This is a genomic window from Ruminococcus sp. (genome assembly GCF_024691275.1).
Classification (GTDB): Bacteria; Bacillota; Clostridia; order Oscillospirales; family Ruminococcaceae; genus Ruminococcus.
In genome coordinates, this window is sequence record NZ_JAILNU010000042.1 from 1 (window position 1) to 12,678 (window position 12,678).

Annotated in this window: 9 protein-coding genes; 6 read left to right on the plus strand and 3 right to left on the minus strand. The window is 37.4% G+C overall.

From position 1 onward, the window contains the following. Nucleotides 1–269 (plus strand): hypothetical protein (locus K6G33_RS05335; protein WP_296777071.1); only part of this gene is annotated, 269 nt, incomplete at its 5' end. 68 nt (nt 270–337) lie between these two features. On the opposite strand, the gene K6G33_RS05340 is transcribed toward K6G33_RS05335, so the two are convergent. Together K6G33_RS05340 and K6G33_RS15255 are read right to left on the minus strand one after the other, a co-directional pair. Next, nucleotides 338–2,176, minus strand: a complete 1,839-nt coding sequence (locus K6G33_RS05340) for a leucine-rich repeat protein (protein WP_296777074.1) — start codon at nt 2,174–2,176, stop codon at nt 338–340. 46 nt (nt 2,177–2,222) lie between these two features. Continuing rightward, a complete protein-coding gene (locus K6G33_RS15255; RefSeq protein WP_367270480.1) occupies nt 2,223–2,879 on the minus strand; it encodes a TraX family protein in 657 nt (218 codons plus the stop codon). A 990-nt stretch (nt 2,880–3,869) separates the two neighbouring features. Between K6G33_RS15255 and K6G33_RS05345 the strand changes: the two genes are divergently transcribed. Genes K6G33_RS05345 through K6G33_RS05360 form a run of 4 tightly spaced genes read left to right on the plus strand, consistent with a single transcriptional unit; the run spans nt 3,870 to nt 10,631 of the window. Then, nucleotides 3,870–5,333, plus strand: a complete 1,464-nt coding sequence (locus K6G33_RS05345; protein ID WP_296777075.1) for a radical SAM protein — start codon at nt 3,870–3,872, stop codon at nt 5,331–5,333. After that, nucleotides 5,330–8,869: an FtsX-like permease family protein gene (locus K6G33_RS05350; RefSeq protein WP_296777077.1), complete on the plus strand. Its 3,540-nt coding sequence runs from the start codon at nt 5,330–5,332 to the stop codon at nt 8,867–8,869. Before K6G33_RS05345 ends, K6G33_RS05350 begins: the two co-directional genes overlap by 4 nt. Before the next feature lie 18 nt (nt 8,870–8,887). Further along, on the plus strand, nt 8,888–9,550 hold the full coding sequence (locus tag K6G33_RS05355; protein ID WP_296777079.1) for an ABC transporter ATP-binding protein: 663 nt from the start codon (nt 8,888–8,890) through the stop codon (nt 9,548–9,550). Next, nucleotides 9,540–10,631 carry a hypothetical protein gene (locus K6G33_RS05360; protein ID WP_296777082.1) on the plus strand — a complete coding sequence of 364 codons (1,092 nt, stop codon included), beginning with the start codon at nt 9,540–9,542 and terminating at the stop codon, nt 10,629–10,631. The genes K6G33_RS05355 and K6G33_RS05360 overlap by 11 nt, the downstream gene beginning before the upstream one ends. Before the next feature lie 84 nt (nt 10,632–10,715). Here the strand turns inward: K6G33_RS05360 and K6G33_RS05365 are convergent, their stop codons facing one another. Next, on the minus strand, nt 10,716–11,360 hold the full coding sequence (locus tag K6G33_RS05365; protein ID WP_296777084.1) for an N-acetyltransferase: 645 nt from the start codon (nt 11,358–11,360) through the stop codon (nt 10,716–10,718). Nucleotides 11,361–11,611: 251 nt separating this feature from the next. Between K6G33_RS05365 and K6G33_RS05370 the strand changes: the two genes are divergently transcribed. Further along, entirely contained in the window at nt 11,612–12,571 is a 960-nt protein-coding gene (locus K6G33_RS05370; protein ID WP_296777086.1) for a hypothetical protein, read from the plus strand. The last annotated feature ends 107 nt before the right edge of the window (nt 12,572–12,678 follow it).

Here is a 12,678-nt window from a genome sequence, read left to right on the forward strand (position 1 = left end):
AGATCTCCATTGCTATTGCCACTCCTTGTTCCTCCTGTACACAAGCTCTTTCTCTTATTATACAGGATTTTTATTTTAGTGGCTCATTTTTTTATTATCATTTTGAGGCTAACTGGCTCAGTTTTATTTTAGCATACATAGGCTGGGATTGGTTGGCGGTTACCTTTAACAGTTTAAGTTCGAGCAAATGGACGACAAATTGTAAAGTATCCCCCTATGCCTATAAAGAAAGAAACCGCCCACAAAGTGATACCTCCAAAAATATATAACTTTTGGAGTGCATATCATTTCACAAGCGGTCATTTTGCTGCTATTCATCATTAATAATATTAATTGTTTATTCTCCGAAAGGAGCTATACCTCCCAGTGCTTTTTGTACCGGAGTAAGTGAAGCAGATGGGTTATCATAGATACTTCCGTATTCCTTATAGAGGGTGTAATATCTTATGCAGTCGGAATCTTTTGTATCAACAACACCATCCATATTTACATCACCATATGGATAGTTCTTTCCATTAAACAATACCTCAAAGGTATCTTTAAGAATGCTGTCGCTCCAACCAATGCTGTACGCGGTATCTGCGCCTATTTTAGGTTCATCAGGATTTAGATTCATAAGTGTTCCGCACATAAGGTCAGCGTTTTTGCCTGTATAATAATTATTTGTATAGACTAATCCTGAGCTTACATTATTCAAATTAACTTGACCACTTTTAAGTTTGGAGCGAATGTAATAATCTTCTGCACCATAGAGATGACATATTTCATGCATAATTGTGAGCTTGTTTTCATTTTTTATTAAGCAGTGTTCATCAGTAGCTGTTGTAAGATTACTGTTATTCGCAAAATCTTTTAAATCAGTACTGCTATTTGGAAAAGCTATACCACCAAAATCATTTTTACCAGGTATATGTACGATGTAAATAACACCATCAACATCATACTCTGACATTAATTGGTTTGTAAGTGGAGAAGTATATTCATCGCGGTTGACTTGTTCCTTTGATATCATAAAATCCAATCCGACTTTTTCACTCATCTGCTTTAATATAATATCTGTATTAGTCCATTTTGTAATTTCCTGATAGCTACCTTTTATAGGTTCAACATTTACATCGTGACCCATTACTTTAAAATCATACTGAACAGTATCGTCCCAGTTATTATAGGTATAATAAAAATTCGTTTCCGGAGACATGACAAATTCAAGATACTGATCATAATTTGCTGCCTGAGCCTCAAGGTCTTCAAGTGCATCATTAACAGTATTCAGCGTTTCCTGTATTTCAGGAGAGGTTACGTACCAGTCTTTAATGCTATCAGTTGTTGCATCTGTAGCAAAAGAGGTGTAATCAGCATCTACCAGACTGGAATAATTTATTGTATCAAGAGATTTAGCATAAATCTGCTCTGGATTTTCTGCATTTATTTCGTTTATATTACTTACGCATTCTAAAGTACCATTATAACCCCATTTTGATAAAAAAGTGTATTGTAAGTTACTTTTTAGGTATTTGTAAAATTTATAATCTTTATATATCACATACTCTTTATCATGATCTACTATGTAATCCCCGTCAACTTGAGTAGCAACTCCTGGCATACCTCTTAGTTCAGCCGGAAATATATTTACAACAAGCTGACGGCCTGTCATATCTTTAGCAGAACCAATACTCATATACGAATTTCTTTCTGTGGTGAACTTGTTTCTGTAGTAAGGTGTATTTTTGAATGCGGATTCATGAATTATTCTTGTTGTTGCATTCATTTCTACAGCTTCAAGTCCGGAATTATAGAAAACAAATTTTCCTATTTCTTGAACTGAATTAGGTATCTCAATGTATTTGAGATTTGAGAACATGGCGAATGCATAATTGCCTATGCTTTCAACACCATCAGAAATTATAACCTTCTTTATTTCTGATGCTCTGACTCTCCATGGAATTGAATTGATGCCATTAAAGTTTTTCATTTTACCGGTACCGCTTATTGTAAGAGTTCTGGAAGATGAATCATATTCCCAACTAAGTCCATCACCAATATAATTGCTGATAGCTGCCGAAGCTACAATCGGATTGGTAAAATTATCAGAATATGTATTGCTTGTAAGTGTTAATACACTTCCGCAGGCAAGCGTTGCCGAGAGGCAAAATGATATTATCTTTTTTGTTTTCATAGATTTCTCCTTAGTATAATTATTATTTGAAAATTATTATGATAAATTATATAATGAACAGCAACTCATAAAGTATATCACATATATATCTAAAAGTCAATGAATAATAACGTTTTTGGGATTCAATAGCGATTAAAATAATCACCATCATATGCAAAGGATAGTAGATATAGAAGAACCAACAATTGATTTTCTTTTTCAATGGAGTGCTGCTGCGTTCACGCTTCCCGTTATATAATTGTAGCGGGATCAGAGCGAAGAGCGCACCATAATTGAAAGAGAAAGCTGCAAAGCTATCATAGTATTTCAGGAATGTTACCGGCAGAATTATTATCGTTGCTGCTATAAATGCAGCCAGCATCATATATTTTCCCTTATTGAAAAAGAAAAAAATTATCGTCCAGACTGGAATAATATATCCCCAGTCCGCAAACTGTGCGAACGAAATTGTGATTACAGTTAATATACCTTTAGCTGTAATGTTAAGCTTATCATTCGTCAGGATCAGCAAGCAAATGAACGCAAGCATCAGACTAACCATCATGCTCATGTTGCGCATGAAGTGAAGAATACTTGTAGGTGCAGTTCCATATACATATATATAGTATACAGGCTGACTTATGACAGCAAACAATAATAATCTGAAATAGTATTTCTTCTTATCATGGGTATGCCTGAACCCCTCTGCAAGGAAGAAGCACATAATGGGATCCGTTGTTTTAGTGTACCTCCAAAATGTCGTTTATTCGGGGAATACCCCTTGAAAATTATAGCATATAATAAAAAAGCCTGATATTGACTAAACACTTAAAGTTTCAGCAAATATCAGACTTTTTTCAAAAAAAGTACTTGATTTAATTTGGTAAATATGATATAATTTATCATATATTATTAGTCGTTTTAAATAATAATTTCGGCTGGGATCGTTTGAAGAGGGGGTGGCTACCCTCCCTTCAAATCCTTCCACCCCAACCAACATAGCCTCGCTAAAGATTAGCGAGGCTTAAATAATATATAAGAAAGAATAAATAACAAAGAATAATAATGTCAGGGCGCTGGTGTATTATTATTTCTTATTTATTCTTGGCGGACGTACCAGCATTCTTTGAACTGCTGAAAAAATGATGCCATTTTATAGTTGAGCATAGTCGGAACGGCAATGAGCTGCACAGTAATGTGCAGCTCATTTTTTATACATATATATTGATATGACGTTTGTTGTTTGCCAGTCTGTGGTTTGGACGTGTATTATAATATGAAAACAAGACTGAGGGATAGCAGAGGTGTCTCATATTGTGCTTCTTGTAAAATATGGGACGGTTTATCACATAGGAGAAAAAGTTGTTCAATGATATTTATTTAACAGATATGCACAAAAATGTTCAAAAAAACTTTATTTTTTATTGACATTTGTGTTTTTATATGATATAATATTTTTGACAAACAAAAAAATTTTGTCTAATATTTAATTGCGGTTAGAGAGATACCAAAAAGCGTTTATATTCACACAGGCATACAAAACGGTGCAGCGGAATGATGGATGTGTGTTTATGATTTTAAATTGTAAGGAGGTGTGGGAAATGGATGAGCTCAGAAAGAATGAAGAGTTAACAGAGGTTTCTTTTGACGATATCGAGACTGTTGAAGAGATCGTTACCGGAAGTGTGTCCGGCTTTAGCAATTGCTGCTACGGTTGATAAAAATATCTTGTACACATAATGGGGGGGCAGTAAGCTGCATATTACTGCCCTTATTGCTTTTAAAAGGACTTTTAATTATGATCAAAATCAATAACGATTTTTTCGCCGTTCAGTGCGATTTGAATAAATATATTATTTTTAATTCCGATACTCATAAGATCTTTGTTTATAACGGACAGCTCGATTCTTTTTCTGCTCCTTCAAAAGCTAATTCAGAAATATGTAAAAGCGATCAGGTTACTGAATTAAAATGTAAGGATCAGTTGATCGGTCTTACGCTGTGTGTAAGTGAACGATGCAATCTTGCGTGTAAGTACTGTTATGCCAATGGAGGCGCTTACGATCATTCGGCAATAGAGCAGGATATGAATGCAGAAGATATGAAAAAAGTTTTTCATGAATTGCTTCTTGTCTATCCAAAGGGAATAATGAACTATACTTTTTTCGGCGGTGAGCCAATGCTGGCATTCAGCGCTATCAAAGAGTTTTCGGAATATGTTGCTGAAAAATCGGAAAAACTCGGTTTGGATAAACCACATTTCTCGATCGTTACAAATGGTACTCTTATTACAAAAGAGGCGTGGGATTTCTTTAATAAGATGGATTTTAGTGTGTCAATAAGCCTTGACGGAAATAAGAGCGAGAATGATACGATGCGAGTTTTTGCTCATTCAGATAAAAGCGTCTATGATGTAATTGCTCGTAACTTAACTTCTTACGGAGAGAGGTCATTTTTTTTGGTCGCTGAAGCTACATTAGGAGTAGCTTTTTTTAAAAAATATACTTCGGGAAAAATACGTGATTATCTGAAGACCTTTGATGATCTCGGATTTGATGCGGTCTCTCCGTTTGTTGCTGAATCAGCTGAATGTGATCTCAATGATCCTGAGATAGTGAATGGAATAAAAATGTTCTATTCTGACCTTGTTGATTACAGTTTTGAAATTCTGTTATCAGATGATAGATGGTCAAAAACTCCCACATATATTTTGAGTGCTATCATTAATATAATAAAAAAGAAAAGTAAACGCACCTGCACCGCAGGAAAAGAGAGCCTCTTTTATACCAAAAAAGGTAAATTTTATCCTTGTCAGATGTATTACAGCGGAACAGATCAATCTCTGGGCTGTATATCTGATATCGAGGCTTTAAAGAAAACTGTATCTGAAAAAAAGAGATGTTATCGTTCGGATATCCGTGAGTGTCAGGAGTGCTTTGCACGTAATTTCTGTACTCTTTGGTGTCCCGGCGGATCGTATCTGTTCTGTGGAGATGAAATGGCTGTTGCTCCCATACGCTGTCTTGTTCAGAAGGCTATCGGTAAAAGGATCATAGAACAGCTTGTGAAAGTATATAATTCTGATAAGAACAAGATCTTTGTCAGCAATCTCAGGCAGCTCAGTCAGAGGTATTCATGGAATCGGCTCATTGAGGATAAAGGTGTTAATATCAAATGAATGATTTGCTCATTGAAGTTGTTGAAGATATTGAATTTGTGATCCAGAAATCATTCCAAAAAAAAAATGTGATCTTGTTAGGCAGTAAATCAGTAAATTCATATATCAAGATGAATGAGAATACTTATAAATACGCATCTGATATAATTGAATCTCTGAAAAAAAAGAGCTCTTTGGAAGAATTAAAAAAAGAACTCGAAGGTAAGTATCCTGATAAGAAAATAGATGTGAACGCCTTTGTGGACCGATTGAGATCGGCAGGTCTCATCAAGGGAACTGAAAAGAGGATCGACGATGAAATGGGAGCGCTCGGCGTTACTATGTTCAATAAGCGATTTGAAAAAGGCTGGGGAGAAGATAACGTTCTTATCCGTCTTTTATATAAGTTCTTTTTGACATTTCCTGTATGGGCTGTACCTGTGTTTGCCATAATTACGTTTGTTTCGTTTTGTTTCGGCAATGAACTTCGCATAAAGCATATTGCGAACTCAAGTGCCGTGCATACGATCATAGAAACGGTCATAATGACTATCGCTTGTTTCGGTATTCATGAAGCGGGTCACGCTTTTGCAGCGATCAATAATAAAGTAAGTATCAAAGATTTTTCATTAGGATTATATCTTGGTATTATCCCGATGTTTTATTTCAGATACAGAGACATGAAGATCGCAGATCCAAAAACAAAACTGAAAGTCGTTCTTGCGGGGATCTACGTTAATTTTATTGCGGTTATTTGTGCTTATTTTTTGTCATTGCAGCAATGGGTTCCTGCTTCTGTGGCCGATAGTGCATATCATTTTGCTTTGCTTAACGGCATTATGATCGTATCAAATTTTATGCCTACGAGACTGTCTGACGGATATTATATCATGTCGCTTCTGATCAATAAATATGATATCCGCCTGTCCTTCTGGCAGAATTTGTTTTATTCAGAGCCGGACGATCGCAAGAAGAAAGGCAGTTTGTCAATAAAGCTGTATTCTGCTTTGATCGTGATCTTCATTGCAATTTCTGTTTGGGGAATAATCAGGAGATCGTTTAATTACATTCATAACGGAAATGTTATTTACGGATATGGTATTTTGCTGTTTTTCTCGTTAACTACCTTGCTTGCAATAGGAAAAATCATTCTGAAAATATGGGGTTCAAGATCAATGCTTTTGAATTTACTTAAAAAAACTACTAATCTGAAATATCATCGTAAACATTTAATAGGTCTTGGCGTTCTGCCGCTTTTTTTCTGTATGATAATGGCTGCGGTATTTTTTGTTCAGGACAATGCAAAAAAAGACGCGGTGTCTACGTACTGGGATAAGTACGGATGTGCCGACATGATAGTTTATTATTCCGATACAAAGGAATATGATCCGTCGAAGGATCTGGATTCTTCTGACGGAAATGCTTGTGCGTATATTGACGGTCTGGCTTGTGAAACTGATTATCAGGATAAGACTTCATATTCCGTAAAAGTAGTTACTGACATATCAAAGATGAACGAGTTCTTTCATATCAGCGATGGAAACGTGAAAGAAAATGAGGTCCTGATAAATACGCTTCTTTGTGAAAAGCTTGGCTGCAAGATCGGAGATACAATAAAAATTGATAATAAAGATCATATCATAGCGGATATATCTAATAAGATAAACGGTTTTGCACCTGATGCCGAGATCGTACTTCTAAACAGCAGCGAAGCGGTTCAGACGGATCAGATGATCGCAACACTGGATCTTTCACATGATACTGAAAGAGTTGAAGCGCTGAAAAACGAACTGGATAAGAATGAAATAACATACATCAATCAGTTCAGCGGTACCGAACAGATAGATAAGGAATTTGAAAATCTTCAGACCGTTTTATTGATACTTGTTATTGCAATAACAATCGTCTTTGTAATATTTATTTTCACTCATTTTGCTCAGGTATTCAGAAGTGAAAATAAGCTGTTCGTAACATTGAGAATGTTAGGAATGTCAAAGTCAAAACTGAATAGATTCATGCTTACCGAAAGTGCGATCGTCACTGTTATAGGCAGTGTTCTCGGGTATTTTTTAGGAATTGCAGCTGCGAAGGTCATATGTAAACTTACGGATACTGCATTTACAATATCCGTTGATCTGATGCTGATGCTTGTGCTTCTGGCAGCGAACATTATAATAATATCCGCTGCTTTGCTTATATCTGTCCGCAAAAATAAAGAGCGTTTCATGATAATAAAGAATGAAGATGAAGCAAAGAATTATTCAGCCAAAAAAGGAAGATCAATTGTTTTTGATATCATTACAGTGATATTGCTGGCATTTGACATAGCGATACCATTTATAACGAAAGAGAGCGAAAAAAGCTCGAATGCTTTGATCCTGCATATGCTGCTCACAGGCTGTACTTTAGTCTGTGTGCTGCTGATCGTACATAAGTATCTGCTGAGAAAGATCAGTCTGATACCTGCTAAGTCTGCCAAGATCACAAATAAGCTTTCAAAGAGAAAGGTGAACAACCATTTCGGATTGATCTTGTCGTTATCCATAAGCCTGATAATGATATGTATACTGACCGATTTTTCAAAATCTTTCAAAGATTGGGCAGGCGATAAAGGAGAAACTCAGGTGAATTTCTCTGCAAGGATCACTCTTGACAATGATTCCGTTGGAAAGGGTCAGATGAAGGAATTCACCAATAATGAAAATGTCACTCCTGTTTGCGGCTATTACCTCGGAACAGGAAAGGCTGATATCATAACGAGCTATTTTATGTCCATTGAAGATAATAGCGAATATATCGCGGAAATGTATGATGATAAAGAAATATCGGAAATACAAGGCAATGAAGCTGCTGTTTCGAGCTCGATATTTTACGGTCTTAACCTCAGGATCGGCGATCCTGTAAATGTGACAATGAACGGCGTGGAAAAAACTGTAAATATCAAAACAGTTTTTGAAACAGAAGATTATTCTTCGTATATCATGATCTTTCCTGACGGACTGTTCAATGCAGCTGATTTCAGCAAATACTGTGCAAACGTGGATCTGAAGGATAATTATGATGTTTCGGAATTGAGAAAGAACATAAACCCGAATATCGTAAAGATCGAGTCAAGAGACGATCTTATAGCTTCATGGAAGGATTCGATAACCAACGGTGATGATATTCTTTTGTATTTATGTGCTGTCATGGCTTTTGCACTGATACTTGTACTCAGCAATCAAAATAAAAATACAATACTTGACCGCAAAAGAGAGTTTGCACTTTTGCGTATCCTCGGACTTCCAAGGAAGAATGTTCTGAGTTTGCTTATGTGTGAACTAACGGCATTTCACTTACCTGAGATAATCATAACACTGCTTTTTGTTCCGCTTTTCTCAAAGGATTTTATAGAATTGAATAAAGTATCAAGTCATTTTTCGGTTTCATATACGCCGAATGTAGTACTGTATCTGATAATAGCGTTATGTGCTGTTGTTGTAATGCTGTTTGAATCATTTCGGTTATTTAGGATCATGCGGAAAGAATCACCTATTGAAAGTATGATCCGGTATTAAATAAATGAGGAGTTCACTATGGTTGAATTGAAAGAACTTACAAAAGAATATAACGGAACAGTAATAGTTAATGATATATCATTGAAAATATCAGATGGAGAATTCGTAGGTATTGTCGGGGAATCGGGCGCAGGAAAAAGTACATTATTGTATCTGATGAGCGGTCTTGTTGAACCGACTAAAGGACAGGTATTTATTGATAAAAAAGAGATCACGGCTATCAATGAGAAAGAAATGAGCGATATCAGAAATAATGAGATAGGCTTCGTTTTTCAGTTCCATAATCTTATCCCGGGATTAAGCGTGAAGGATAATATGGAGATCCCCCTTATTTTATCGAACAAGAATCCGAACAAGTATCACGATCACATAGTATCTCTGCTTGAATCCGTTGGATTGGGACAATGCATTGATAAACAGGTCGAAGCTCTTTCAGGCGGACAGCAGCAAAGAGTTGCTATTGCAAGGTCTATGGTGAACGAGCCGAAGGTCATTTTTGCTGATGAACCAACAGGAAGTCTTGACAGTCAGAATTCTGAGATGATAATTGATCTGCTGGCAAAGCTGAATAAAGAGAAAAAAATTACTGTCATAATGGTCACACACAGTAACAGGACTCTTCGCTACTGCGATCGTGTTATCAAAATTGCAGACGGAAAGGTTGAAAAAAATGATAATTGACCTTGTTGATCGTGTGGATAAAGATGAACGAATAGGCAATTGCAGAGTTCAGTCATTATGTGATCTTTTAAAGATAAAAGGTATGAAGGTGTCTCCTCATGCATTGTTTCTGACCTGCTTTAATTCATTGATAGGTTTTTCGGAGATGAATCTAAGCCATATGAAGCTGCCGATGCTTTCAGGCTTTTGCGACAATTTTGAAGAGGCTTTTTTTAAAGAAGAGAATATTGAGCATAGTATCAGGAAAGATCTGAAAACACAAAGTCAGCTGAAGGAGACCTTGATTAACGAAGGTGCATTTATCATTCTGTGTGATTCAAATTCTATACTTCATCAGAAGATGAATAAGGCAACATTTCAGGTAGGTGTGTGCAGCGGGATAACTTTGATAGGATATAAGCTTAACAATTTCATTTTTTCACAGCTGAGCAGGGAAAAAAGCTTTTCCAAGATATCGGCAAAGGTTCTGGAGCATTCCCGTACATTTAAGGTTTATCCTTCCGCTCCTGAATCTATCTCGATCCATATCAGTGATAATGCTCATTTTGATGATCTCGCTGAGAAGATGAATACGCCCGAATATTTAAAGGCGATGGTCGAAAGGGTGATCTCGGAGAGAACAGATGATATCGGTGGTGATGAGAATTCATACCTTACCAACCAGCAGATAAAGGTGTACTGCGGCTGTGACGGATACGATCATCTCATGCAGTTTTTTGAAAGCTTATATGACATTATAAATGATAAAAGCGTGGATAATGATGCGATCAAAGTTAAAATTGTCGGATTGAAGCTGAGAATGCTGCGCAAATCACTGCTCTCGGGTTCGGCGACTTTCAACAGAAGTGAGTTTGCTGATTCGATTTACTATCTGAGTGAAAAATGCTCATCAGACAAGTTAAGATGTCTGGCGGACGGATTTAAAGAAAGCGGAGATAAATTCAGAAATATCGCGCGTTTTTTGTATCAGACCGAAAGCGGACTGTGTAAGGACGCGAATGAGTATGTCACTGATGTCATCAAGATGTTTAAAAATGTATTCAATTATGAAAACGAGATAATACAGACATATTTTGGATAATTGATATGAGAAAGCCTTCCCGAAGCAGGTTCAGGAAGGCTTTTGGTTTTACGAATTATTATAATGTTTCATCAAGCGGGACGATCAGCACGAAACTTTCATGCGGAAGCTCCAGTTGCCGATGATACAGCCGTCTTGTCTGATCTCCTTGGCATCAAATTCCTCGAAGCCGTTTTTAGCGTAGAATCTGCGGTTTTTCTCGTTGTTGGTGAATAGTGTGAGCTCAGCATTTTTTCCGCGGGACTGTTTTCGTATATAGGGAAGGATACAATCCTGTATCATACCTGTGCCGAGGTGTTTGCTCTGGATTTCGGGAGCTACTGCAAGGGATTCGATGAACCAGGAACGTTTCATAAGCTCCTCACACGGACCGTGTCCTGAGTCCATGACTTTTAGCAGTTTGAAGATATTGGCAGGACTTGTCATAAGAAATATTTTTAATGCGCCTGCTTTTATGTAATCCTGAAGCTTTACGCTGGGAGTATGAGGACGGACGAGGATCGAAATGCTGGCAATAGTATTTCCGCGTTTTCCTATGAAGACAGGGCAGCCTTTTCTTTTGTATGCCGCGACATAGACCTTGAAGATCTCTGTCATGAAGCGCAGGAACTGTTCTCTGGTGGTAAATTTATCCCTGACGCAGTCGCACAAAGGATAATCCGCAAATGCATTTGCCATGACTTCGGCAGCTCTTGTTAGTTCGGCGGGTTCTAATTTTTTGTATAACATATGTACCTCCTTAGACTACAGTGACGAAAACGGGTTTAAAAGTGCGGTTATGTTCTGATATCATTATAACAGAAAACAGGTGCTTTGACAATGTTTTTTCGTTATATTGAGACATAAGACCCGTGCCTCTGAATTCTCTTGTTGACATTTTTTATGTGAAAGTGTATAATTCAAGTATGAAAAGTAATATCTTTTATACTTTTTCTGTGTGAATGCACTCATAAATTAAAAAGATCGGAGAGTGCTCGGTAATGAAAAAAATACCTTTTATAATAACTATAGATACAGAGGGCGACGACCTCTGGTCGCAGCCCGAGGTGATCGGGACAACCAATACAAAGGGATTACACAGGTTTCAGGAACTGTGCAATAAGTACTCGTTCAAGCCTGTATACCTGACAAATTATGAAATGGCTATGGACGACGGCTTTGTTGAGTTAGGGGAACATTATTCATGCAGAGGACAATGTGAGATAGGTATGCATCTTCATGCGTGGAATTCTCCGCCTGAGTATGACCTTACGGGTGATGATATGCATCAGCAGCCGTTTTTGTTTGAGTATCCCGAGTCAGTGATCGACAGCAAGGTCGGATTTATGACGGAGCTGCTGCGCTCACGCTTTACGGCTCCTATAGTATCGCATCGTGCGGGAAGATGGGGCATGAGCCCTGCGTATTACAATATTCTGGGGAAATACGGATATACTGTGGACTGTTCGGTCACGCCGGGAGTTGACTGGAGCGGCGTAAAGGGAAAAAAGGACGGCAATGGCGGAACTGATTATTACCGCAGTCCGCACCATTACTATTTCGTGGATAATACTTCGGGAAACAGGATACTGGAAGTGCCTGTGACTATCGAGGGATTCCCGAGGAAAAAATTCTTCTCGCCTTTTGATGCTGTAAAGTATCGTTTGCCCAAGCCGATGTACAGGGTGATGTTCAGGAACAGATGGCTGAGACCAAGCCTTAACAATCTTGATGAGATGAAACTGTTAGTCGATAAAAAAGTGGGTGCTGACTGCAAGTACCTTGAGTTTATGATACATTCTTCTGAATTGAGTGCAGGTCTGAACCCGACATTCAAAACGGACGAAGATATTGAAAAACTGTATTATATGCTTGAAGAGCTTTTCAGCCATATTTCGGCATATGCTGAGGGTACTACCCTTAATGAGTTTTACAAGGGAACTGTCAGCAGTGAGAGGTGAACTGAATGACCACAGATAGCAAAAAAGGCTTTATATACCTGACGTTATGCTTCTGGACTGTATACAGCATATTATTCAATGTGTACGGTTTTAAGGCAAGTATGGTC